The organism is Plantactinospora sp. DSM 117369 (assembly GCF_053764795.1).
On sequence record NZ_CM132446.1, the window covers coordinates 1,836,835 to 1,860,042 of the forward strand.

At 73.2% G+C, this 23,208-nt stretch carries 21 protein-coding genes; 12 read left to right on the top strand and 9 right to left on the bottom strand.

The features are described 5' to 3' along the window. Positions 1–23 precede the first annotated feature (23 nt). Complete coding sequence (gene serA, locus ACSMXO_RS08205; protein WP_346256223.1) at positions 24–1,628, top strand: phosphoglycerate dehydrogenase; 1,605 nt, start codon at positions 24–26, stop codon at positions 1,626–1,628. Between the two features lie 59 nt (positions 1,629–1,687). Here serA and ACSMXO_RS08210 read toward each other — a convergent pair whose 3' ends face one another. Both ACSMXO_RS08210 and ACSMXO_RS08215 read right to left on the bottom strand, forming a co-directional pair. Then, positions 1,688–2,041: a hypothetical protein gene (locus ACSMXO_RS08210; protein WP_346256224.1), complete on the bottom strand. Its 354-nt coding sequence runs from the start codon at positions 2,039–2,041 to the stop codon at positions 1,688–1,690. A gap of 369 nt (positions 2,042–2,410) precedes the next feature. After that, a complete protein-coding gene (locus tag ACSMXO_RS08215; protein WP_346256225.1) occupies positions 2,411–3,271 on the bottom strand; it encodes an FAD:protein FMN transferase in 861 nt (286 codons plus the stop codon). 251 nt (positions 3,272–3,522) lie between these two features. Here ACSMXO_RS08215 and ACSMXO_RS08220 point away from each other — a divergent pair, with 251 nt between their 5' ends. After that, complete coding sequence (locus tag ACSMXO_RS08220; protein WP_346256284.1) at positions 3,523–4,554, top strand: 3-isopropylmalate dehydrogenase; 1,032 nt, start codon at positions 3,523–3,525, stop codon at positions 4,552–4,554. A 187-nt stretch (positions 4,555–4,741) separates the two neighbouring features. Then, positions 4,742–5,839, top strand: a complete 1,098-nt coding sequence (locus ACSMXO_RS08225) for a branched-chain amino acid aminotransferase (RefSeq protein ID WP_346256226.1) — start codon at positions 4,742–4,744, stop codon at positions 5,837–5,839. Between the two features lie 128 nt (positions 5,840–5,967). On the opposite strand, the gene ACSMXO_RS08230 is transcribed toward ACSMXO_RS08225, so the two are convergent. After that, a complete protein-coding gene (locus ACSMXO_RS08230) occupies positions 5,968–6,705 on the bottom strand; it encodes a tyrosine-protein phosphatase (protein WP_455417270.1) in 738 nt (245 codons plus the stop codon). A gap of 144 nt (positions 6,706–6,849) precedes the next feature. Then, positions 6,850–7,326, bottom strand: coding sequence for a PRC-barrel domain-containing protein (locus ACSMXO_RS08235; RefSeq protein ID WP_455417271.1), 477 nt, complete (start codon positions 7,324–7,326; stop codon positions 6,850–6,852). Between the two features lie 398 nt (positions 7,327–7,724). On the opposite strand from ACSMXO_RS08235, the gene cimA reads away from it, so the two are divergent. Both cimA and ACSMXO_RS08245 read left to right on the top strand, forming a co-directional pair. Continuing rightward, on the top strand, positions 7,725–9,314 hold the full coding sequence (cimA, locus tag ACSMXO_RS08240; protein ID WP_455417272.1) for a citramalate synthase: 1,590 nt from the start codon (positions 7,725–7,727) through the stop codon (positions 9,312–9,314). 528 nt (positions 9,315–9,842) lie between these two features. Continuing rightward, the gene (locus ACSMXO_RS08245; protein ID WP_346256229.1) at positions 9,843–10,358 is read left to right on the top strand and encodes a hypothetical protein; all 516 of its coding nucleotides are present in this window, start codon (positions 9,843–9,845) and stop codon (positions 10,356–10,358) included. A gap of 142 nt (positions 10,359–10,500) precedes the next feature. Here ACSMXO_RS08245 and ACSMXO_RS08250 read toward each other — a convergent pair whose 3' ends face one another. Next, positions 10,501–11,439 carry an endonuclease/exonuclease/phosphatase family protein gene (locus ACSMXO_RS08250; RefSeq protein ID WP_455419194.1) on the bottom strand — a complete coding sequence of 313 codons (939 nt, stop codon included), beginning with the start codon at positions 11,437–11,439 and terminating at the stop codon, positions 10,501–10,503. A gap of 125 nt (positions 11,440–11,564) precedes the next feature. Beyond that, positions 11,565–12,701 carry a hypothetical protein gene (locus ACSMXO_RS08255; RefSeq protein ID WP_455417273.1) on the bottom strand — a complete coding sequence of 379 codons (1,137 nt, stop codon included), beginning with the start codon at positions 12,699–12,701 and terminating at the stop codon, positions 11,565–11,567. Positions 12,702–12,871: 170 nt separating this feature from the next. Here ACSMXO_RS08255 and ACSMXO_RS08260 point away from each other — a divergent pair, with 170 nt between their 5' ends. From ACSMXO_RS08260 to arfB, 5 genes are all read left to right on the top strand, one after another. Then, on the top strand, positions 12,872–13,921 hold the full coding sequence (locus ACSMXO_RS08260; protein ID WP_455417274.1) for an AAA family ATPase: 1,050 nt from the start codon (positions 12,872–12,874) through the stop codon (positions 13,919–13,921). A gap of 53 nt (positions 13,922–13,974) precedes the next feature. Then, positions 13,975–14,976, top strand: a complete 1,002-nt coding sequence (locus tag ACSMXO_RS08265; RefSeq protein WP_455419195.1) for a DUF58 domain-containing protein — start codon at positions 13,975–13,977, stop codon at positions 14,974–14,976. Continuing rightward, positions 14,973–15,932, top strand: a complete 960-nt coding sequence (locus ACSMXO_RS08270) for a VWA domain-containing protein (protein WP_455417275.1) — start codon at positions 14,973–14,975, stop codon at positions 15,930–15,932. Before ACSMXO_RS08265 ends, ACSMXO_RS08270 begins: the two co-directional genes overlap by 4 nt. Before the next feature lie 89 nt (positions 15,933–16,021). After that, complete coding sequence (locus ACSMXO_RS08275; RefSeq protein WP_455417276.1) at positions 16,022–16,894, top strand: S1C family serine protease; 873 nt, start codon at positions 16,022–16,024, stop codon at positions 16,892–16,894. A 17-nt stretch (positions 16,895–16,911) separates the two neighbouring features. Next, entirely contained in the window at positions 16,912–17,334 is a 423-nt protein-coding gene (arfB, locus tag ACSMXO_RS08280; RefSeq protein ID WP_346256234.1) for an alternative ribosome rescue aminoacyl-tRNA hydrolase ArfB, read from the top strand. A 14-nt stretch (positions 17,335–17,348) separates the two neighbouring features. On the opposite strand, the gene ACSMXO_RS08285 is transcribed toward arfB, so the two are convergent. Then, complete coding sequence (locus tag ACSMXO_RS08285; protein ID WP_455417277.1) at positions 17,349–18,386, bottom strand: aminotransferase class V-fold PLP-dependent enzyme; 1,038 nt, start codon at positions 18,384–18,386, stop codon at positions 17,349–17,351. 92 nt (positions 18,387–18,478) lie between these two features. On the opposite strand from ACSMXO_RS08285, the gene ACSMXO_RS08290 reads away from it, so the two are divergent. Further along, entirely contained in the window at positions 18,479–19,195 is a 717-nt protein-coding gene (locus tag ACSMXO_RS08290; RefSeq protein WP_455417278.1) for a TetR/AcrR family transcriptional regulator, read from the top strand. A gap of 133 nt (positions 19,196–19,328) precedes the next feature. Next, a complete protein-coding gene (locus tag ACSMXO_RS08295) occupies positions 19,329–20,087 on the top strand; it encodes an SDR family oxidoreductase (RefSeq protein ID WP_346256237.1) in 759 nt (252 codons plus the stop codon). A 52-nt stretch (positions 20,088–20,139) separates the two neighbouring features. Here the strand turns inward: ACSMXO_RS08295 and ACSMXO_RS08300 are convergent, their stop codons facing one another. Together ACSMXO_RS08300 and ACSMXO_RS08305 are read right to left on the bottom strand one after the other, a co-directional pair. Further along, a complete protein-coding gene (locus ACSMXO_RS08300; protein ID WP_455417279.1) occupies positions 20,140–21,024 on the bottom strand; it encodes a 3-methyladenine DNA glycosylase in 885 nt (294 codons plus the stop codon). Positions 21,025–21,059: 35 nt separating this feature from the next. Next, on the bottom strand, positions 21,060–23,060 hold the full coding sequence (locus tag ACSMXO_RS08305) for a hypothetical protein (RefSeq protein WP_455417280.1): 2,001 nt from the start codon (positions 23,058–23,060) through the stop codon (positions 21,060–21,062). Positions 23,061–23,208: the final 148 nt, after the last annotated feature.

The following is a 23,208-nucleotide window of genomic DNA, read 5'->3' on the forward strand; positions in this document are numbered from 1 at the left end:
CCGGACGACATATACGAGGACCAATGACTCCCGTCGTACTGATCGCTGAAGAGCTCGCTCCCGCCGCAATCGACGTGCTCGCGCACGACTTCGACGTACGCCACGTCGACGGCACCGACCGCCCGGCCCTGCTGGCCGCGCTCGCCGAGGCCGACGCGGTCATCGTACGCAGCGCCACCCAGGTCGACGCCGAGGCCATCGCCGCGGCACCCCGGCTCAAGGTGGTGGCCCGGGCGGGCGTCGGGCTGGACAACGTCGAGGTGGCGGCCGCGACCGCCCGGGGCGTGATGGTGGTCAACGCGCCGACCTCCAACATCGTCTCCGCCGCCGAGCAGGCGCTCGCGCTGCTGCTGGCCGTCGCCCGGAACACCGCGAGCGCCAGCGCCGCGCTGAAGGCGGGGGAGTGGAAGCGGTCCAAGTACACCGGCGTGGAGATCCAGGGCAAGACCGTCGGCGTGGTCGGGCTCGGCCGGATCGGCGTGCTCTTCGCGCAGCGGATCGCGGCGTTCGGCACCCGGCTGATCGCGTACGACCCGTACGTGCAGCCGGCCCGGGCGGCGCAGCTCGGCGTACGCCTGGTCGGGCTGGAGGAGCTGCTCCGGGAGAGCGACTTCATCTCGATCCACCTACCGAAGACCCCGGAAACGGTCGGTCTGATCGGTGAGAAGGAACTCGCCCTGGTCAAGCCCGGTGTCCGGATCGTCAACGCGGCCCGGGGCGGCCTGATCGACGAGCAGGCGCTGGCCGACGCGATCGCCGAGGGACGGGTCGGCGGCGCCGGCATCGACGTGTACTCGAAGGAGCCCTGCACCGCCTCGCCGCTGTTCGCCTTCGACAACGTGGTGGCCACCCCGCACCTGGGGGCCTCCACCGCCGAGGCGCAGGACAAGGCGGGCCTGGCGGTTGCCCGCAGCGTCAAGCTCGCCCTGCAGGGCGAGTTCGTGCCGGACGCGGTGAACGTGCAGGCCGGCGGCGTGGTCGCCGAGGATGTCCGGCCGCTGCTGCCGCTCGCCGAGAAGCTGGGCAAGGTCTTCACCGCGGTGGCCGGCGGGGTGGCCGCCAGCGTCACCGTCGAGGTACGCGGCGAGATCGTCGCCAACGACGTCTCGGTGCTGAAGCTGGCCGCCACCAAGGGCCTGTTCACCTCGGTCGTGGAGGAGCAGGTGAGCTACGTCAACGCGCCGCTGCTCGCCGCCGACCGGGGCGTCACGGTGGCCCTGACCACGCACGCGGAGACCATCGACCACCCGAACCTGGTCACCGTACGCGGCGCGCTGCCGGACGGCCGGACCGTGTCGGTCTCCGGCACCGCCGTGCACGCCGGCACCCGCGACGTGCTCAAGCTGACCGAAGTGGACGGCTTCGACCTGGAGCTCGGCGCGGACGGCATCCTGCTCTTCTTCCGCTACGTCGACAAGCCCGGCGTGGTCGGCACCATCGGATCGATCCTCGGCGAGGCGGGCGTCAACATCGCGGCGATGCAGGTGGCCCGGCGGGAGGCCGGTGGCGAGGCGCTGATGACCCTGACGGTGGACTCGGCGACCGCGGCGGAGCTGCTCAGCTCGGCGGCCGACTCGATCGGCGCGGTCGCGGCGAGCGCCGCCGACCTGCGCGACGAGGAGGCGTGACCGGGGCCTGACCCGCGGTGTCCGGACGGGGCGATCGCCGCCCGGCCGCCCCGTCCGGGTCAGCCGCTCACCGGGGTCGGCGGCGGATAGACCGAGCCGTCCTGCGGGTCGAGCAGCATCAGGCCGTGCTGTGCGGCCAACCGTTCGATGTCGAGCAGTACCTGGTCCGGACAGGACTCGTCGAGGTTCATCTCCACGTGGTCGACGGCGACGTGCAGTGGAGTCACCGCCCACGGCGTGCCCGGCCCCGGCCGGTCCGGATAGCCGGCGGTGATCGCCCGGTGGAACGCCGAGATCCGCGGTTCCGGTTTTCCCCCGACATGGACACCCTGCCGGCACCGCCGGTGTGCCGCGCGTACGTCCTCGGCGCCGGCGCCGGGCCCGAGCGCCCATACGATCAGATCGAAGCTCACACCGGGCTCCCGTGTCCCAAGAGTGTTGACAGATCAGAACTCACGGGGGTACAGGGTGCCACTGAGTCGGTGACCTTTTCTCGGATAGCCCGCCGACACGCGGAACGGCAACTCTTGCGGGGACTCACGCCGGGTCGATAGCGTATTGACGCGGATACCCGGCGAGTTCCTGGGCGTGGACTCGTCTTCGGGTGATGAGGCGTCGCGCCGGCCGGGTAGCCAGCACCCCCGTGTGCGCGAGCCACGCGCACTCGTCGCTGATCGGCCCCCGCGATCGTTGCCGAGATCGCGGGGGCCGATCGCGTTTCCAGTCCTCAGGCGCGTTCCACAAGGGCGCGCGATCCTCCGGCTTCCTGCCGGCGGGTCGGGTCAGCGGGCGGTGGCGAAGAGGGCCCGGTACCCGTCCCGGGTGGGGAACCAGTCGAGGCCGGGACGGCCAGCGGCGAACAGGGCGGTGGCGTACCCGTCGGCGACCGCGAGATCCGGGCCGGCGACCGTGGCCGCGACCAACTTGTCGGCCGGCTGCCCGGTGTGCGGGTCGATCACGTGGCCACGCCGGCCGGCGACGCCTGAGGTGCCGATCGCGCCGGAGGTCATCTCCAGCATCGTCGGCTGCCGGTCGCCCTGGGTCGGGTGGTGTACCGCGATCCGCCAGGGGCCGCCGTGCGGCGCGTGGCCGCGTACCACCAGGTCGGCGCCGCTGACCACGGCGTAGTCCTCGATGCCGGCGGCGCGCAGCCGGGCGGCGGCCCGCTCCACCGCCCAGCCGACCAGCAGGCCGCCCGGGTCGAAGCCGCCGGGCACCGCCCAGGCGTCGAACCAGCCGTCCGTGGCGGCCCGCATCGCGGCGCACCGGGCGACGATGTCGGCCAGTGGCGGGTAGGCGTCCGCGGAGATCTCGCCCCGGCGCAGCCGGGAGACCAGGCTGGCCGGCCGGGCCGGGCTGTAGGTGAGGTCGATCGCCCGCAGCTCGGCGACAGCGTCCCGCAGCGCGTCGCCGACGCCCCGCCAGCCGACCGCGCCCATCCCGTTCAGCACCAGGGTGTATTCGGCGATCGAGGTCTGCACGGTGTGTCGGGCGACCACCCGGTCGGTCAGGGCCGCGCCGGGCCGGACGTTGCGCCAGCCGGCGCCCAACCGCAGGTCCGGCCGTCCCCGGCCCACGGCGGGCGCCGGCGGCAGGCCCCGGCTACGCTGTCCCCGACCCCGGCCGCTTCCCGGGATTCGCATGTTCGCCCCCTGGATCCGCACGTTCGCCCCCTGGATCCGCGTCTAGCCCCGCCAGCCCGGTGGGCCGTTCCCCAGCCCGCGAGCCGTTCTTCGCGCTCACCCTAGGTAGCGAAGATGGCTAGAGCATGAGTGCTGGCTGAGAAGCTCCTGTGCAGTTGACTTTCCAGATACTGGGAGTGCCGTACCGGGACCCGGGACGGTCCCTTAACGTTCCCTAGACACGACGGAGGCAAGGGAGCTGGGACGTGGCGGTGGCGCGGATCGCGGTGGTGGCTGGCGACGGCATCGGGCCGGAGGTGGTCGAACAGGCCCGCAAGGTGCTCGGCGCCGTACTGCCCGGAGTCGAGGCCACTGAATACGATCTTGGGGCCGCCCGTTACCACCGGACCGGTGAGGTGCTGCCCGACTCCGTGCTCGCCGAGCTGGCCGAGCACGACGCGATCCTGCTCGGTGCGGTCGGCGACCCCACCGTGCCGCCCGGCGTGCTGGAGCGCGGCCTGCTGCTCAAGCTCCGCTTCGAGTTCGACCAGTACGTCAACCTCCGGCCGTCCCGGCTCTGGCCGGGCACCACCGGCCCGCTGGCCAGCGTCAAGCCGAACGAGATCGACCTGGTGGTCGTCCGGGAGGGCACCGAGGGCCTCTACGCCGGGGCCGGCGGCACGCTGCACCGGGACACCCCGGCCGAGATCGCCACCGAGGAGAGCCTGAACACCCGGCACGGCGTCGAGCGGGTGATCCGGGACGCGTTCGCCCGGGCGGGGCGCCGGGAGCGCCGCAAGGTCACCCTGGTGCACAAGACCAACGTGCTGACCCACGCCGGTTCGCTCTGGGCCCGGGCCTTCGCCGCGGTGGCCGCCGAGCATCCGGACATCGAGACCGAATACCAGCACGTCGACGCCGCCGCGATGTTTCTGGTGACCCAGCCGCAGCGGTACGACGTGGTGGTCACCGACAACCTCTTCGGGGACATCCTCACCGATATCGCCGCCGCGGTCACCGGCGGGATCGGGCTGGCCGCCAGCGGCAGCATCAACCCCGAGCGGACGTACCCGTCGATCTTCGAGCCGGTGCACGGCTCGGCGCCGGACATCGCCGGTCAGGGCGTCGCCGACCCGGCCGCCGCGGTGCTCTCCACCGCGCTGCTCCTCGACCACCTGGGCCACCCCGACGCGGCCCGCCGAGTAACCGAGGCGGTCGCCGCCGAGCTGGCCACCCGCACCTCGGGCTCGCCGCGGCGCACCGCCGATGTCGGAGACCGGCTCGCCGCCCACGCGGCGTCCTGAGCTGCCCGACCCGTTCCGCCCGAGACTCCGGCAGACCGCCGGATCTGCACGAAGGCGCGGGTGGTGCGGCTCGCCGGTCGCCCGGAGGGTCGAGGTTGAACGACCGTTCGGGTAAGTTTCAGGCACAACTCCCATGTTCCGGTCCGCCCGTGCCCGGGCACCGGTCCACTCTCTGGAGGTCAGCACGATGAGCGGTGGTGACAAGCTCGACTTCGAGATCCGTCCGAATCCTCAGCCGGTAGCCGCCGCCGAGCGCGCGGCGCTGATGGCCAACCCGGGATTCGGACGGGTCTTCACCGACCACATGGTCACGATCCGGTACGCCGAGACCAAGGGCTGGTACGACGCCCGGGTGGAGGCCCGGGCGCCGATCCCGATGGACCCGGCCAGCGCGGTGCTGCACTACGCCCAGGAGATCTTCGAGGGGCTGAAGGCGTACTCGGCGGCGGACGGCTCGGTGACGATGTTCCGGCCGGACGCCAATGCCGCCCGGTTCGCCGAGTCGGCCCGCCGGATGGCCATGCCCGAGCTGCCCGAGGCGGCGTTCCTGGACTCGCTGCGGCACCTGGTGGAGATCGACCGGGAGTGGCTGCCGACCTCCGAGGAGGGCAGCCTCTACCTGCGGCCGTTCATGTTCGCCAACGAGGTCTTCCTCGGGGTGCGCCCGTCCAGCGAATACCTCTACATGGTGATCGCCTCGCCGGTCGGCTCGTACTTCGCCCGGGGCGTGCAGCCGGTCAACGTCTGGGTCTCGCCCACCTACACCCGGGCCGCGCCGGGCGGCACCGGCGAGGCGAAGTTCGGCGGCAACTACGCCTCCTCGCTGGTCGCCCAGGCCGAGGCGATCGAGCACGGCTGCGACCAGGTGGTCTTCCTGGACGCCGTGCAGCGCCGGTACGTCGACGAACTCGGCGGCATGAACATCTTCTTCGTCTACGACGACGGCACCCTGATCACCCCGCCGCTCGGCGGCACGATCCTGCGCGGCATCACCCGGGACTCGTTGATCACGCTGGTCCGGCAGTCCGGCGGTACGGTGCTGGAGCGGCCGGTGGCGTTCGACGAGTGGCGGGCCGACGCGGCCAGCGGGCGGCTGCGCGAGGTCTTCGCCTGCGGCACCGCCGCGGTGATCACCCCGATCGGCCAGGTGCGCTACCCCGACGGGGAGTTCCCGATCGCCGACGGCAGCCCCGGCGAGGTCACCATGCGGCTGCGGCAGCAGCTGGTCGACATCCAGCGGGGCCGGGCCGAGGACGGCAACGGCTGGATCCACCGGATCGGCTGAGCGGGCGGCCGCATCGACTTCGTGCGGGCGGCCCCATCGGCTGAGCGGGCGTGCCGGCACCGGGCCGGCCGGGTCCGTGCGGACCCGGCCGGTGCCGGTGGGGTGGCCAGCTCGGCGGGTGGGCCGGCTCAGTCCAGCAGGTGGGTGCGGAGCGCGTCGATCCGGGCCGGGGCCAGGCCGGCGCCGACCAGGTAGTCCGGCACCGAGCCGTGCCGGTCGCGCAGCTCGGCCAGGAACAGGGTCATCGCCTCGGCCGGTGAGGCGAGGAACGGTGCCGGCAGCGGCGGCTCGTCCGGCATGGTGCTGGCCAGCCACTCGCTGAACCGGGCCGAGGCGGCGGTGCTCCGGGCGTAGTCGTCGGCGATGTCGGCGTCGGCGACGCCGAGCAGCGACAGGGTCAGCGCGCAGACCACCCCGGTCCGGTCCTTGCCGGCCACGCAGTGCACGAGCACCGGAGCGGCCTCGGCGTCGGCGATCACCTCGATCGCCGCCACCAGGCCGGCCGAACCAGCGGTGGCGAGGTCGTGGTAGCGGTCCGCCAGCCAGCGGGCCAGCCCCAGCTCCTCGGAGTACGCCGACTCTTCCCACAGCGGGTGCTCGGGATGGATGTGCTGGTAGACCAGGCCGTCGTAGGCGGGTACCCGGCCGTGCCGGCGTACCTCGGCGGGGCGGCGCAGGTCGACCACGGTGCGGATGCCGAGCGCCTCGAACGCCTCCCGGTCGACGCCGTCGATCCGGTGCGGTGAGTCCGACCGGTACAACCGGTGGCGACGGACCGGTCGGCCGTCGAGCCCGGGAACGCCGCCGACGTCCCGGAAGTTGAAGAGGGTTTCGAAGGCCGTCGTACGCGTCGAAGTTCCGTCCACCCGACCACCGTAGTGCCTGTGCCGGACCACCCCGCCCGTGCTTTCCGGTGCGGGAGGCCCGCGGTGCTCGGACGGATGGACCCCGGAGACGCCGCTGGCCGGCGGGGCGGATGCCCCACCGGCCAGTTGACTGCGGGCCGCGTGTCACATGGCGCGGCCCGGCGGAACCGTCCAGCCCGAGGGGCCGTACGTCCCGCCGTAGTAGCCACCGAGCTTGTCCCGGTAGGCCGGATCCTCGTACTCGGCGCCGTCGAACTCCGGGGCGGCCTTGATCTGGTCCTTGCTCCGGTCGACGTACACCTTCCGGTCGTCGTGGTCGACGTGGTTCACCACGCCGGCCGGCAACATGACCTTCTTGCCGAAGATCCACGGGCCGGTGTCCACCACCAGGTAGCTGGCGTTCACGTCGTGGCTGGCGCTGTCGATCTTGCCAATGCCGCCGTCGGTCGCCTCCACCTTGTAGCCCACCAGGTCGGCGCCGGTCACTCCGGCGTCGTCCCGGTAGCGCCACGGGTCGAACTCGCCCGCGGGCGTGCCGCCCACGAACGCGCCACCGCCGCCATGGATCAGGGGATCCGGCGTCTGTTGCTGCGGGGTCGTCTGAGGATCGAGCCTGTCCACTGGCTATCACTCCTCTTCTCGACTGTCTCGACGTTTCTCCGCTGTCCCGAAGACACCTACCCACCGTGGTCGATACCTACACGCAAGAAACGTCGACGGCTCCGCCCACGGCGGCGCGACCCGGGTGCCGCGCCGGCCGGGGCGGCGAGGTGACCGCCCGGCGCCCCGGACCTGCGGGCCGGGCCGTCCGGTCCCGCGATGTGGATTTTTTCTCCCAGAATCTTGCGACCGTGGCAGAGTACGTTCCGTGACCTGCTCCGCACTCATTATTGGCATCTAGCGCGCCGGCATCCTCCCCCGCCGAGCGCGCAGACCTCCCGCATCCGCGGGGGGTCATTTTGTTTGTCGGGCCAGGAAGGCATCGGAGCAGGGGCTGCGCCCTTCTCGAAGGAGATCAGATGACGTACCAGGTGTTCGACACGACGCTGCGCGACGGCGCGCAGCGCGAGGGGATCAGCTACTCGGTCGTCGACAAGCTGGCGGTGGCCCGGCTGCTCGACGAGTTCGGCGTCGGCTTCATCGAGGGGGGCTGGCCGGGGGCGATGCCGAAGGACACCGAGTTCTTCCGCCGGGCCCGGACGGAGCTGGACCTGAAGCACGCCGTCCTGGTCGCCTTCGGCTCCACCCGCAAGGCCGGCGTGGCCGTCGACGCCGATCCGCAGCTTCGCGCGCTGCTGGACGCCGAGACCCCGGCGGTCTGCCTGGTCGCGAAGTCCGACATCCGGCACGTCGAGCGCGCGCTGCGCACCACCGGAGCGGAGAACCTGGCGATGGTCCGGGACAGTGTGGCCCACCTCGTCGCGCAGGGACGGCGGGCCTTCCTGGACTGCGAGCACTTCTTCGACGGCTTCCGGCACGACCCGGCGTACACCTCTTCGGTGGTGGAGACCGCGCTGGAAGCCGGCGCGGAGGTCGTGGTGATGTGCGACACCAACGGCGGGATGCTGCCCTCCCAGGTGACCGCGGCGATCGGCGAGCTGACCGAGCGGCTCGGGATCTCGCCGGCCCGGCTCGGCATCCACACCCAGAACGACACCGGCTGCGCGGTGGCGAACACCATCGCCGCGGTCGAGGCCGGGGTACGCCACTTCCAGGGCACCGCCAACGGCTACGGCGAACGACCCGGCAACGCCGACCTGTTCGCGGTGGTCGCCAACCTGCAACTCAAGCTCGGGCTACCGGTCCTACCGGACGGGTGCCTGGAGCAGATGGTGCGCGTCTCGCACGCCATCGCAGAGATCGCCAACATCGCCCCCGACACCCACCAGGCCTACGTCGGGGCCGCTGCCTTCGCCCACAAGGCGGGGTTGCACGCGAGCGCGATCAAGGTGGATCCGCTGCTCTACAACCATGTGGACCCCGCCGTGGTGGGGAACGACATGCGGATCCTGGTGACGGAGATGGCCGGCCGGGCCAGCATCGAGCTGAAGAGCCGTGAACTCGGTCTGGACCTGGCCGACCATCCCGAGGCCGCGGCGCGGGTCACCAAGCGGGTCAAGGAGCTGGAGGCCGGCGGCTGGTCGTTCGAGGCCGCCGACGCCTCGTTCGAGCTGCTGGTCCGCGCCGAGCTGCCCGGGATGAGCGCGCCCCGGCCGTTCGCGCTGGAGTCGTACCGGGTGCAGGTCGAGCACCGCGAGGACGGTGCGGTGGTCTCCGAGGCGACGGTGAAGCTCCGGGTACGCGGCGAGCGGGTGATCGCCACCGCCGAGGGGAACGGGCCGATCAACGCCCTCGACGAGGCACTGCGGGTGGCGCTGCTCCGGCACTATCCGGAACTGCGCGGGTTCGAGCTGGCCGACTACAAGGTTCGGATCCTGGAGGGCAGCCACGGCACCGGTGCGATCACCCGGGTACTGGTGGAGACGGCCGACAGCGGCGGCCGGGACTGGACCACGGTGGGCGTACACCCGAACGTGGTGGAGGCGAGCTGGCACGCACTGGTCGACGCGCTGACGTACGGGATGGCGCGTACCCCGGCCGAGGTCTGAGCCGACGGACCCAGGGACGGCCCCGCCGCGGTGACGACCGCGAGCGGGGCCGTTCCGTTCCCGGGCGCACCTGTCGCGCTTTCCGGAAAAGCGAAAATGAACGTGAGATCCGAGAGCGGTACGCATTCTCGGAAATCGAGCACGGAGTGCGGCGGCCCGTTGTGTGCGGACCAGGCGGATGCCCCGGACAGGTGAAACCGCTATTGACCTGCTGCTTTGCCGAATGCTATGTTCGCTCATGGTTGTTGAGTGGCCACTCTGAGTAGTATCTGCTGGTGAACGCGGAATGACGATCGGTGCCGGTCGGGCGTTCAGCGAGCGAAACAATCGTGCGTCAAGGACTGACGCAGCCTTCCTGTCCGCCGGTGACTCGCCTCGAAAGTGCCCATGGCAATTGTCGGGTAGTCAATTTCGATCGCGAGTCTCGCCGGGCGGGGGCGTACCCGGAACAGCAGGTCGACAGTTCGGACCATCTCCATCGTCGGAGACGACCATCACCATCGTGGGTAGAAAGAAAGAGATGACGTCATGGCCAGAATCTTTGGACGTAAGACGATCCTGCTAGTCGTCGGAGCACTCGCGCTGACCCTCGTCGGTGGCGGCATCGCCGTCGCCGGGCCGAGCCACCGCGCCGACCCAGACGCGGTCCGGGTCAACGGCAAGATGGTCCAGCAGCCGCCGGTGACCCAGGCCGACATCGACCTGGCCAAGGCCGCGCTACTCAAGGGCGACGCGGGCGTCCAGGCGTCGAGCGCGCAGCTCTTCGCCGTGGTCAGCGCCAACGGCGGCCTGATCCGCAGCAACCAGGCCGTCGAGGCGACCTCCCTGGGCCTCGGCCTCTACCAGGTGGTCTTCAACGTGCCGGTGGCCGCCGGGGCGTTCGTCGCCACCCTCGGGTTGACCGGCAGCGTCGGCACCTCACCGTCCGGCTTCATCTCGGTGGTCGGCCGGACCAACCTGGCCCAGGGTGTCTTCGTGCAGACCTGGAACGCGGCCAACCAGCCGGCCAACCGGAGCTTCCACCTGGCAGTGTTCCTGCCCTGACCCCCGGTGCCGCCGGCCTCCGTGTCCCCCCGAACGGACACGGAGGCCGGCGGCGTCTGGTGGGGGTGGCCCAGGGGGCACGGGGTCGCCCGGTCCCCGGCGATGGCACCGTCGGAGCCGAACCGCCGATATCCGGGCTCGGTCAGCGAGCCGGGAGGACAAGTTCGGCCAGTACCGGGCGGTGGTCGGAGCCGGGCAGCCGGAACACCGCCACCCGGTCGACCGCGATCCGCCGGTCCACCAGTACGTGGTCGATGGTCACCGGTGGGATCGGGTCGCCGTCGTACGGGCCCCAGGTGCCGGTGAGCCCCGCCCCGACCGAGTCGGCGGCGTCGGCGTACCCGGTGTCGAGCAGGTCGCGCAGCGGGGCGTGGTCGAGAGTGGCGTTGAAGTCCCCGGCCAGGATCCGCAGCGGCCCGTCCGGAGTGGCCGGTGGCTGGGCCCGCAGGTCGGCGCGCCAGGCCGCCAGCCAGGCCAGCGTGGCGGGCGCCATCGGATGCACCGACTCCACCAGCACCGCCGGCCCGTCCGGGGGCTGGAGCGTGGCGTACGCCTGGGAGAAGCCGCCCCCGTTGCGCCGGGTACCGGTCTCCCGGAGCGGATGGCGGGCGTACAGCGCCGACCCGGTCGTGCCGACCTCCGGATTGACCTGCCGGTACGGCAGCAGTTCGGCCAGGCCCAGCCGGTCCAGTGCCGCCTCGGCCTCGGGGGTGAACTCCTGCGCGGCGAGCACGTCGACCCGGGCGCTCCGGACCAGCGCGACGAGCGCCGCCGGCTCGGCGGCCCCGGCGAGCAGGTTGGCGGTGAGTACCCGCAGCGGCGTGCCCTCGGCGGCCGGTTGACGGTCCGGCAGCGCCCGGGGCGCGACCAGCGCGACCAGCACGAGCGCGGCGGCGGCCGCGGCGCCCGCCGGCCACCAGCGCCGGGCGGCCAGGGCCAGCCCGAGCGGGACCAGCGTCCAGGCCAGCAGGTACGGCGTGAACGCCAGCAGTTGCACCAGCGGGCCCCGCTCCAGCCCGGTCAGCCGTACCGCCAGCAGGCCGAGCACGGGCAGCACCAGCAGCCAGCAGAGCCCGGTCAGCAACCGCCGGCGCGTCCGGCTCGGCGCGGCCGGTGGCGGGGGTTCCGGGTCGAGATCGACATCCACACCGGCACGCTAACCCTCGGGTGTGGAGAGCCGGTGAAGAACGTGTGCGGGGTGCCGATCTAGTGCCCGCCGGGCCAGGTGTTGGTCAGCACCCCGGTCAGCGCGTCGTACCGGTGCACGGTGGTCCGGTGCGCCCCGCCCGACTGGTGGTCCTTCACCTGGCTGACCAGTACGCCGATCTTCACGTGGTCCCGGCTGACCACCGAGCGCCACGGTACGCCGTCCCGGGCGACGTCGACCTGGTGCGAGAAGTTCCCGTCCGGGGCGGTGATCGAGTAGCGCGGCCCGGCCGGCGGGTCGATGTCCAGCCCGCCGTCGGACCGGATGGTGAGGGTGACGACCAGGTTGTTGTCGAGGTCGTGGATCTGCGCCGGGTCACCGGCGTAGAAGCGGCTGCGGCCCTGGCCCTGGATGTCCATCCCGTTGTAGTAGGTCTTGCCCTGGGCGTCGACCCAGAAGTGCGGCACGTGCGCCTTGGGCGCGCCGTAGGTGAGGCCGGGGTAGTACGCGAGGTGCCAGTGCGGCGGGTTGTCCGGGTGCAGGACGTTGTTGGTCTCGAAGCCCATCAGCGAGAAGAAGTGCCCCTTGCGGCGTGCCTCGGCGACCAGCCCGGAGTCCCGGAGCGCCGCCTCGCTGGCGATCATGTAGTTGATCACGGAGGCGGCCTGTGTCGCCGGCCAGGCGACGGTGGTCCACGGCCCGGCCACCCGGTCCGGGTCGTTGTGCTCGATCCGCCAGTGCAGCCCGGTCGAGGTGTCCGGGCTGAGCATGCTCCAGACCTGCACGGTCGCCTGGTTGGCGTTCACCGACGACCAGGTCACCGGCAGGGTGAAGCTGATCCGGTAGGGCGTGCCGGGGTGCCGGCGGATCGCCAGCCGGGTGTCCGAGGCGACCACCGAGCCGACCCAGGTGCCGGGCCAGTCGACGGTGACGGTGACCGCCTCGCTGCGCGGCCCGCGGACGAAGGAGTAGTACTCGGCCCGGCTGGCCACCTGGGTCGCGGTGCCGGGAACGAGCTCGTAGCCGACGGGCAGGGTGATCCGGGGCGTGCCGGGCTCACCGGGGATCGCCTTGACCAGCCGGAAGCCGGCGTAGCTCGGCGGGGGAACCGGATCGGGAGCCGCCGCCGCGGGTGCCGCGAAGACCGCCACCGAGGCGACCGCCAGCAGCACCGCTCCGCACCGTCGCAGCAACACAGCGCCTCCTGCGTTTCGTCCCGTCCCGGCTCCGCTGACGGGTTTGTGTGCCGCCGATTTTATTGGTACGCCGGAGGTTTCCGGCGCCCCGAGTTATGCGTGTGACGGAACTTGTCATGACACTGTGGTGGCCGGGGGTTTGCCGCCGGTGACCTCGGGAAGCCCGCACCGTGACGGACATGTCAGACACCGTGGCCACCCGCCCCAGGCCGGTCGAGACGGCCTCCGCCGGCCCCGAGCTGGAGCAGGCCCTCTTCGAGGTCAAGCGGGTGATCGTCGGGCAGGACAGGTTGGTGGAGCGGCTCTTCACCGCGTTGCTGGCCGACGGGCACTGCCTGCTGGAGGGCGTACCGGGGGTGGCGAAGACACTCGCCGCGCAGACCCTGGCCGTCGCGGTGGGCGGGAGTTTCTCCCGGATCCAGTTCACTCCGGACCTGGTGCCGTCGGACATCGTCGGTACCCGGATCTACCGGGCCTCCTCGGAGAGCTTCGACGTGGAACTGGGTCCGGTGATGGCGAACCTGGTACTGGCCGACGAGATCAACCGGGCGCCGGCCAAGGTGCAGTCGGCGCTGCTGGAGGCGATGGCCGATCGGCAGGTCTCGATCGGCGGGCGGAGTTATCCGGTACCGGAACCGTTCCTGGTGCTGGCCACCCAGAACCCGATCGAGTCGGAGGGGGTCTACCAGCTACCGGAGGCACAACGCGACCGGTTCCTGCTGAAGATCCTCGTCGACTACCCCACCGACGTCGACGAGCTGGCCATCCTCTACCGGATGAGCGCGGAGCGGCCGACCGCGCGGGCGGTACTGGATCCGGAGCGGCTGCGCGCCCTCCAGGACCGGGCCTCCCGGGTTTTCGTGCACCACGCGCTGGCCGAGTACGTCGTACGGCTGATCCTGGCCACCCGGGATCCGGCCCGGTTCGGGGTGCCGGAAGTCGCGCCGCTGCTCGCGTACGGGGCGAGTCCGCGGGCCACCCTCGGGCTGGTCGCCGCCGCCCGGGCCCAGGCCCTGCTGCGCGGCCGGGACTACGTGCTCCCCGACGACGTACGCGAACTCGCCTCCGACGTGATCGCGCACCGGCTGGTGCTGTCGTTCGACGCGATCGCCGACGGGGTACCGGCGGAGTCGGTGGTACGCCGGCTGGTCGAGGCGGTCCCGCCGCCCCGGATCGCGCCGAGCCGCGAGGAACAGCGGCGCGGCCTGGCGGTCGCGTGAGCCGGGCCAGCCGGACGGGTCGGGACGCCCGGACGGGTGGTCGGATTCCCCGGATCGGCTCCGATGGCGCCCAGCGGGCCAGTGGCGACCCGACGCTGGGCCAGCTCGCTCCCGAGCACCGGCTGCGCCGGCTGGAACTGCTGGTCACCCGCCGGCTCGACGGGCTGCTGCACGGCCAGCACCTCGGCTTGCTCCCCGGCCCCGGCAGCGAGTACAGCGGCGCCCGGGAATACCGGCCCGGCGAGGACGAGGTACGCCGGATGGACTGGGCGGTGACCGCCCGGACCACCCTGCCGCACGTCCGGGAGGTGGACGCCGACCGGGAACTGACCACCTGGCTGCTGGTCGACTCCACCCCCAGCATGCACTTCGGCACCGCCGAGCTGGACAAGCGGGAACTCGCCGTGGCCGCCACGGCGGCGGTCGGCTTCCTCACCGCCGGGGTGGGCAACCGGCTCGGCGCACACCTGCTCGACGGCACCGGCATCCGCCGCTTCCCGGCCCGGACCGGTCGGACCCATCTGCTGGGCCTGCTCACCGTGCTGCTCGCGGCACCCCGGCGCGACACCTCCGGCGCCGCCCCGTCGCTCGCCGACGCGGTCACCACGCTGCACCGGGCCACCGCCGGCCGGGGCCTGGCGGTGCTGGTCTCGGACTTCCTCGACGGGCTGCCCGAGACCGAGGGCGGCCCGCCGGACTGGGAGCGGGCCGTCCGCCGGCTCGGCGTACGCCACCAGGTGCTGGCGGTGGAGGTGGTCGACCCGCGCGAACTGGAGCTGCCGGACATCGGACTGGTCACCCTGGTCGACCCGGAGACGGGCCGGCGGCGCGAGGTGTCCACTGCGGACCGCCGGCTCCGGGAGCGGTACGCCGCCGCAGCGGCCGGCCAGCGCGAACTGGTCCGGCAGGCGCTGCGCCGGGCAGGCGCCGCGCACCTGTCCTTGCGTACCGACCGGGACTGGATCGCGGACATCGTCCGACACGTACACACCCAACGGCGGCTGGCCGGCGCGGCCCGGCCGCCCGTGGCAGCGGTACGGGGAGGCGCGGCATGACCTGGCAGTCTCCGGAGCGGCTGTTCCTGCTGCTCGGCGTGGTCGGGCTCGGCATCTGGTACGTCGTGCTGCAACGCCGGCGCAGCCGGTACGCCGTCCGCTTCACCAACCTGCGGCTGCTGGACCGGGTCGCGCCGGACCGGCCGTCCTGGCGGCGGCACCTGCCGGCCGGATTGTTCCTGGCCATGCTGGCGCTGCTGGTCGTCGGCTTCGCCCGGCCGGAGGCGGAGGTCAGGGTGCCCCGGGAGCGGGCCACCGTGATGGTCGCGGTGGACGTCTCCACCTCGATGCTGGCCACTGACGTCGAACCGGACCGGCTGGCGGCGGCGAAGTCGGCGGCGCACCGGTTCGTCGAGACGCTGCCCGACGAGTTCAACGTCGGGCTGGTCGCCTTCGCCGGCAGCGCGGCGGTACTCGTGCCGCCGGGCACCGACCGCTCGGCGCTGCACTCCGGGATCAGACGGCTCGCCGAGGGCAGCACCGGAGTGCAGGGCACCGCCATCGGGGAGGCGATCGGCACCTCGCTGGAGGCGATCAGGACCTTCGACGCCCAGGCCGCGAAGAACCCGCCACCGGCCCGGATCGTGCTGCTCTCCGACGGGGCGAACACCTCCGGACGCGATCCGATGTCCGCCGCCGACGAGGCGGTAAAGGTGAGCGTACCGGTGCACACCATCTCGTTCGGCACCGCCGCAGGCTACGTCGCCCGGGGCGGCCGGCCGATCAGGGTACCGGTGGACGGCCAGACCCTGCGGGCGGTCGCCGAGCAGACCAAGGGCGGCTACCACGAGGCGGGCAGCAGCGCCGAGCTGCGTGCCGTGTACGAGGACATCGGGACCTCGGTCGGCTACCGCACGGAGAAGCAGGACATCTCCGCCCGGTTCATCGGCATCGGGCTGCTGCTGGCCCTGGCGGCGGCGGGTGGCTCGATGGCGTGGTTCTCCCGGCTGCCATAGACCGCGCCGGACCGGCTCGGCCCCGCCGAGGCGGACGGACCGGCACCCCTGCTGCCCTGATCCGACGATGGACTGACGAGGAGTGAGCTATGGCAACGCAGACCGGACTCGGCGAACCCCGCGGTCCATGGTTCATCTCACCCGACCTGGAACCGGACGGGCGCGGCGTTCCGGGCGTACCCGGTGAGGTGCTGGCGGCCGACCGGGCGGCCCGGCGGCGGCGCGCGCTGCTCGCCGCGCTCGCGGTGGTCGCGCTCGCCATCGGCTCCGGCGGCCTGGCCGGCGGCTACGTGGCCAGCCAGGAGACGACGGAGCGGGGCAGGGCGGCGCAGGCCGCCATCCCGGCCGACCTGGTGGCCGCCGCCGCGCAGGTGGTGCCCGGCGTGGTCTCGGTGATGGTGGCCGGGGGTGGCAAGTCGGCCAGCGGCTCCGGGTTCGCCATCGACGACCTCCAGCACATCGTCACCAACGACCACATCGTGGCCCGGGGCGGCGGCGGGGAGCCCGGCGGCGCGGTGATGGTGGAGACCTCGGACGGGCGGCAGTTCCCGGCCCGGCTCGTCGGCCGGGACTCCAGCAGCGACATCGCGGTGCTCCGGGTGCCGCCGTCGGCCGGACTGACGGCACTGCCGCTGGCCAAGCCCGGCGCCACCCGGGTCGGTGAGCCGGTGCTCGCGGTCGGCTCGCCGCTGGGGCTCGCCGGCACGGTGACCGCCGGCATCGTCAGCGCGCTGGACCGCCAGGTGAAGCTGGGCGAGAACCGGCACAGCGCGGTGCAGACCGACGCCTCCATCAATCCCGGCAACTCCGGTGGTCCGCTGGTCAATGCCCGGGGTGAGGTGGTCGGGGTGAACACCGCGATCGCCACCATCGACGGCAGCGGCTCGATCGGGATCGGCTTCGCCATCCCGATCGAGCAGGTGCAGCAGACGGCGGACACCATCATCGGCAAGGGCGGCTGAGCCGTACGGTTGACATCATGACACCCCTGACCATCCGACCCGGCCTCGTCATCCCGGAGGCGGAACTGCACTGGCGGTTCTCCCGGTCCAGCGGCCCGGGCGGACAGGGCGTGAACACGACCGACTCCCGGGCCGAGCTCTCCTTCGACGTGGCGAACTCGACGGCGCTGCCGGAGCGGCTCAAGGCCAGGGCGCTGGACCGGCTGGGCGGCCGGCTCTCCGACGGCGTACTGACGGTCTCGGCGTCGGAGCACCGAGCCCAGCTCCGCAACCGGGAGGCCGCGCAGGCCCGGCTCACCGCGCTGCTGGCCGACGCGATCGCGCCACCGCCGCCGCCGAGACGACCCACCAAACCGAGCCGCGGTGCCAAGGAGCGCCGGCTCGCCGAGAAGAAGCGCCGCAGCCAACTCAAGCAGCTACGCCGCCCCGACGCGGACTGACCTCCCGGGGCCGGTCAGGACGTCAGGGCGGCCAGGGCCAGGTCGACGTCCCGCTCGGTGGAGTAGAGGTGGAACGAGGCGCGTACCCGACCGGCCCGGACCGCGGCGCGGACACCGGCCGCCGCCAGCTTCTCCGCCGCATCGGGTACGTCGACGGTGACGATCGCGCTGTCCCGGGGCGGCTGGCCGAGGCCGGCCAGGAACCGGTTGGCCAGCCCGACGTTGTGCTCCCGGATCGCCGGCAGCCCCACCTCGACGAGGAGTTCCAGGGCCGGAGCCGCGCCGACGAAGCAGAACCAGGCCGGGGAGAGGTCGAACCGGCGGGCGTCGTCGGCCAGCCGTAGCGGCGGGCCGTAGTAGGAGGCGTGCGGGTCGGAGCCGGCGTACCAGTTGGCGGCGAGCGGGGTGATCCGGTCCCGGACCCGGGGACCGAGGTAGCCGAACGCGGCGCCGCGCGGCGCCATCAGCCACTTGTACGCGCCGACGGCGACCACGTCCGCCCGGCCCGCGTCGAACGGCAGCCAGCCGCAGCCCTGGGTGGCGTCGACCACCACCAGCGCGTCGTGCGCCTCGGCGGCGGCCAGGATCTCGTCGTACCGGGCGACGGAGCCGTCCGCCGACTGGACCAGGCTGAACGCGACGAGGTCGGTGTTGTCGTCGACCGCCTCGGCGAGCCGGTCCGCCGGCACGGTGCGGACCCGCACCCCGCGCTCGGCGTGCACCAGCCAGGGAAAGAGGTTGGAGGTGAACTCCACCTCCGGCGCCAGCACGGTGGCTCCGGCGGGCAGGGCGGCCCCGACCGGGGCGAGCAGCTGGGAGACGCTCGCCCCGACGGTCACGTCCGAGACCGGTACGCCGACCAGCCGGGCGAAGGCGGCCCGGGAGCGGTGGGTCGAGGCGTCCCACCCCTCCCAGGAGGTACGACCGGTGCGCCAGTCGGCGAGGGCGGCCTGGAGCGCCTCCCAGGCCGGCTCCGGCGGCAGCCCGTAGCTGGCGGTGTTCAGCCAGCCCGGCTCCGGTTTCCACAACTGTTGTGCCCCAGAGAGATCCACTCGGCCAGCGTAGTACCGCGATCCACGAGGTCGTGTAACGGCGATTACACTTCTTTTGTAGCGGCGCTACGCGAGGTGTTATCGTCGTTTACGTGGACGCGAGAACCCGGATACTGCACGCTGCGGCCGAGTTGCTGGCCCGGTCGCCGGAGGCGGACGTCTCGACCCGGGCGGTCTGCGAGGCCGCCGGGGTGGGCGCACCCGCGCTCTACCGGCAGTTCGGCGACAAGGAGGGGTTGCTCGCCGCCGTGGTCGACTTCGGTTTCGAGCAGTACCTGGCCGGCAAGCGGGCGGCGGTCCCCTCGGACGACCCGGTGCGCGACCTCCGCGACGGCTGGGACAACCATGTCGCCTTCGCGCTGGAGAACCCGAACTTCTACCGACTGATGTACTCCCCGGGGCTCTCCACCCCGCCCGCCGCCGCGACCGAGGCGCACCAACTGCTGCTCGGCGTACTGGAGCGCTGCGCCGCGGCCGGACGGCTGCGGATCAGTCCCCGGTTGGCGGCCCAGATGGTGATGCCGGCGAACGCCGGTGTCGCCTTGCTGCTGATCACCCGCCCGACCATCTATCCCGACGTCACCCAGGTGGCGACCCGGGTACGCGAGGCGATCGTCACCGCCATCGTCACCCCGGACGCCTCCGGCGGGCCGGAGCAGTCGGCCGGACCCGGTGGCAACGTCGCGGTGGCCGCCGCGAACCTCGGCGCGCTGCTGCCGGCACTGCCGGACAGTCCACTGTCGCCGGCCGAGACCGCCCTGCTGCTGGAGTGGCTGACCCGACTGGCCGACCGCCCGGCCACCGCCTGACCCGGTCGCCCGCCGAACCCCCGGCGGCTGACCCGGCCGGCCGAGCCGGAAGGACGGCACGACGAAACCCGGCGGACGTCGCAGCCGGCGACGCCGCGCACCCCGAAACCGCGAGAACAGCAAGGAGAACCCTGTGTCCACCCCGTCCATCCCCGCCACCCCGAACGGTCGTACCGCTGTGGTCACCGGCGGCTCCCGCGGCATCGGCCGCCGGGTCGTCACCCGGCTCGCCGCCGACGGCTTCGCCGTCGTGGTCGGCTACGCCGGCAACCAGGTCGAGGCCGAGGCCGCGGTCAAGGAGGTCGAGACGGCCGGCGGCCGGGCGATCGCCGTACGGGCCGACGTGGCCGACGAGCACGCGGTCGCCGCACTCTTCGACACCGCCGAGCGGACCTTCGGCGGCGTCGACGTGGTCGTGCACGCGGCCGGCCGGATGCCGCTGGCGCCGCTCGCCGAACTCGACCTGGCCGACCTGGACGACCTGCACCGGACCAACATCCGGGGTACCTTCGTCGTCGACCAGCAGGCGGTACGCCGGCTCCGCCCCGGCGGCGCGCTGGTCAACTTCTCCTCCTCGGTCGTCGGCCTCGCCTTCCCCAACTACAGCGCCTACGCCGCCAGCAAGGGCGCGGTCGAGGCGATGACCCTGGTACTGGCCCGGGAGATGCGCGGCCGGGACGTCAGCGTCAACGCCGTCGCACCCGGGCCGACCGCCACCGACCTGTTCCTGCGGGCCAACAACGAACAGCGGATCGCCCAGCTCGCGGCCCAGGCACCGCTGGAGCGGCTCGGCACTCCCGACGACATCGCCGAGACGGTGGCCTTCCTGGCCAGCCCGGCCGGGCACTGGGTCAACGGCCAGGTGCTGCGGGCCAACGGCGGAATCATCTGACCCGAGCGGTGCCGGGCCGGCTGGCGGCCGCCGCCGTCGGCGTGGCTCACCGTCAGCCGAGCTCGGCTGCCGCCGCCAGTGCGGCGAGCAGCCGGGCCCGGAGCGGGGCGGCCCGCTCGGCGAAACCGCGCTGGGCGGCGGCGTACTCGGCCCGGCCCTCGGGGGTCTCCACCCGGACCGGCGGATAGCCGAGCGCGGCCAGGTCGTACGGGCTGGCCCGCATGTCCAGGGTGCGGATCTCCCGGGCCAGCGCGAACGCGTCGGCGACCAGTTCGCCCGGCACCAGGGGGGAGAGCTTGTAGGCCCATTTGTAGAGGTCCATGTTGGCGTGCAGGCAGCCCGGCTGCTCGTTGTCGGCTTGCGTCTCGCGGCTCGGGGCGAGCAGGTTCAGCAGTCGGGCCGGCGGGGTGAAGAACCGGTACGCGTCGAAGTGGCTGCACCGGATCCGGTTGCCCTCCACCACCCGGGCGGTCTGCTCGGGCGAGAGCCGCAGCGGCCAGGCGTTGTGCCGTACCTCCGCCTGGGTCTGCCGGTAGACCATGGCCCACTCGTGCATCCCGAAGCAGCCGAACTGGCCGGGCCGGCCGGCGGTACGGGTCAGCAGGGTGCGGATCCAGTCCACCGAGTCGCCCCGGCGCCGGCGTACCGCCTCGGTGTCGAGAACGAGGCCCGCGTCCCCGGCGCGGTAGTCCCGGCCGAACTCGGCCGGGTCGGCGTCCCGGAGCACCACTCCGGCACCGGGATGCCAGCGGCGAAGCTGCGCCGGCCGGTGCGAGTAGTAGGTGAAGAGGAAGTCCTCCACCGGATGCCGGGTGCCGCTGCCCCGCCGGGCCAGGTGCGGCACCAGCCACTCGTCCACCCGCCGCTCGTGGGCCGCCCGCCGGGCACGCCACTGCGCCGCGTCGAGCACGACGGTACGGGCGAGGGCGGCGGTCACCGCTCCAGGGTACGGCGCCCGCCGCGCGGGTCTGCCTAGTGCGGGACGTCGACGCTGACCCCGGCGGAGAAGACGGCGCTGCGCAGCTCGATCCGGGTCGGTTCGACCGCACCGGTCGAGGCGAACACCAGCGGCATGATCATGCGCTGGCCGGCCGGTACCGGTTCGGCGAACGGGTCCTTCCCGGCGTTGGCGATCTGCGTCGCCGCCACGTCGGCACCGACCCAGTCCCCGTTGGGCAGGTACGCCCGCTGCAGCGTGCCGTGCCACTGCTGGCTCTTGTCGGTCAGGTTGCGTACCCCGAGGATCGCCTGGCAACCGCCGGGTGCCGGCGGGCAGACCAGCCGGTAGACGGTGAACTCGAAGGCGCTCTCCCGCAGGCTCGTACCGACCGGCCCGGCCACGGTCTTGCCCACCCACGCCCCGCTGGACGGCTGCCGGTTGCCGTTGATCGCGCTCACCTGGCTCGACCCGGTCCACGCGGTGAGCGCGGCCAGGGCCACCGCCAGCAGGGCGGCGGAACCGACCGCGGCCCACGCCGGCGGCCTGGGACGCCGTCGAGGCGGCCGGTAGGTGGTGGCCGGATGCGGGGCGGGGCGGGCCCGGCCGACCACCGGGGCGAGTTCCTCGTCGGTCGGCTCCGGCGGCTCCGGTACGGGCTCCTCGGCCGGCTCCTCGGCGTCGGCCGGCGCGGCGGTGCGGGGCGGTACCGGCGCCCGCCCGACGTAGCGGGCCCCGCCGGCGATGCCGACCAGGCCACCTGACTCGTCATCACCCGGCTCGTCGGCTGCGGCCAGCCCGCCGTCCCGGAGCAGCCCGCCGCCGTCCACCACCGCGTCGTCGACCGGCCGCCGCTGTTCCAGCGGAGCCCCGCCCCTGGTCGCACCCGCCTGCTCGCCCGGGATCTGGTGATCCTGGGCCCAGGTCTGGTGATCCTCGCCCCCGGCCTGGTGATCCTCGCGCTGGGACCGGTGAGCGGACGCACCGGCCTTCCCGGTCACCGGGGGCTCCGCGGGGGCGGCCAGCTCCGCCGCGCCGCCGATCCGGGGGTGGCCGGTGGCCCGCCGTACGCTCTCCGGCACCGGGATCTTGTGGTCCCCGCGTACCCGGGCCCGGGCCCGGGCGATCGGGTTGCCGGACCTGCGGACCCGCCGGGCCGCCGCCGCGGCCTGCTTCTCGGCGGCGCGCTGCTCCGCGGCGGCCTGCTTCTCGGCGGCGCGCTGCTCCGCGGCGGCCTGCTTCTCGGCGGCGCGCTGCTCCGCCGCTTCCCGCTTCGCGGCCCGTTTGGCCGCCCGCCGGTCGGTACCGTCGCCAGGCGTGGTGTTGACCTGGTTGGCAGCGCGGCGCCGGCGCAGTCGCCGCCACCAGAGCGCACCACCGGCCGCGGCGAGCAGCACCAGCACCGCGAGCGCGGTACCCAGCAGGGTGCCACGGCGCCACCAGGGCGGGGAGGCAGCCGCCTGCGCCTGCGCCGAGTCGTCCGAGCCGGGACCGGCGGCGGCCGCCCGGGCCTGGTTCCAGGTCGCGGTCGCGCAGTCGTACGGCATGTTGCCGCCGGCGACGAAGGCGCAGGCCGGGGCGGTGACGTCGGCCCCGCGGGCCGGCGGTACGAGGGTGGTGCTGAGCAACGCAGTGCTGCGGGCGCCGAGCTGGACCTGCCAGACCACCTCGGTACCGAGCTGCCCCGGCATGGTGCCGGGCGCGCTCGCCGCGCCGCCCTGGCTGATCATGGCCGGGGTGGCGCCCGGTGGCAGTTCCTGCCGGACCGTCGTCTTCACCATGCCGTCGGTGCCGTTGCGCACCCGGATCTCGTAGCGGGGCGCCGGATCGCCGGACGTGCTCATCGCGAGGGTGATCAGCGGGCTGGTCGGCCGGATCGGGGCGTTGGCCGCCCTGGCCGGGGCGTTGCCCGCTCGGGCCTGGGTCGCCTTGGCAGGGGCGTTGGCCGCCTGGACGGGGGCGCCGGGCGCGGTGGCGGCCAGCAGGCAACCCGCGATCACCGCCCCCACCGCACGTAGTCGGATCGATGCAGGCATCACGAAGTCTCCTCCCGCCCCGAACGCTAAGCCGGACGGGCGGCCGGCTGGCGGGGAAGGATCGAACCGCCGCCAGTGGCTGGCCTGCTGCGGTATGGTGCCGCCGCGCCGCACGCGGCGCCGGCACCAGCTCCCGGTGGGGATAGAT

Bases quoted from the DNA above. Each gene is read 5' to 3' on its own strand.
- serA (WP_346256223.1), top strand. From the start codon at position 24: ATGACTCCCGTCGTACTGATCGCTGAAGAGCTCGCTCCCGCCGCAATC.
- ACSMXO_RS08215 (WP_346256225.1), bottom strand. From the start codon at position 3,271: ATGCGAATCCCGGGAAGCGGCCGGGGTCGGGGACAGCGTAGCCGGGGC.
- ACSMXO_RS08225 (WP_346256226.1), top strand. From the start codon at position 4,742: ATGAGCGGTGGTGACAAGCTCGACTTCGAGATCCGTCCGAATCCTCAG.
- cimA (WP_455417272.1), top strand. From the start codon at position 7,725: ATGACGTACCAGGTGTTCGACACGACGCTGCGCGACGGCGCGCAGCGC.
- ACSMXO_RS08245 (WP_346256229.1), top strand. From the start codon at position 9,843: ATGGCCAGAATCTTTGGACGTAAGACGATCCTGCTAGTCGTCGGAGCA.
- ACSMXO_RS08270 (WP_455417275.1), top strand. From the start codon at position 14,973: ATGACCTGGCAGTCTCCGGAGCGGCTGTTCCTGCTGCTCGGCGTGGTC.
- ACSMXO_RS08275 (WP_455417276.1), top strand. From the start codon at position 16,022: ATGGCAACGCAGACCGGACTCGGCGAACCCCGCGGTCCATGGTTCATC.
- arfB (WP_346256234.1), top strand. From the start codon at position 16,912: ATGACACCCCTGACCATCCGACCCGGCCTCGTCATCCCGGAGGCGGAA.
- ACSMXO_RS08305 (WP_455417280.1), bottom strand. From the start codon at position 23,060: ATGCCTGCATCGATCCGACTACGTGCGGTGGGGGCGGTGATCGCGGGT.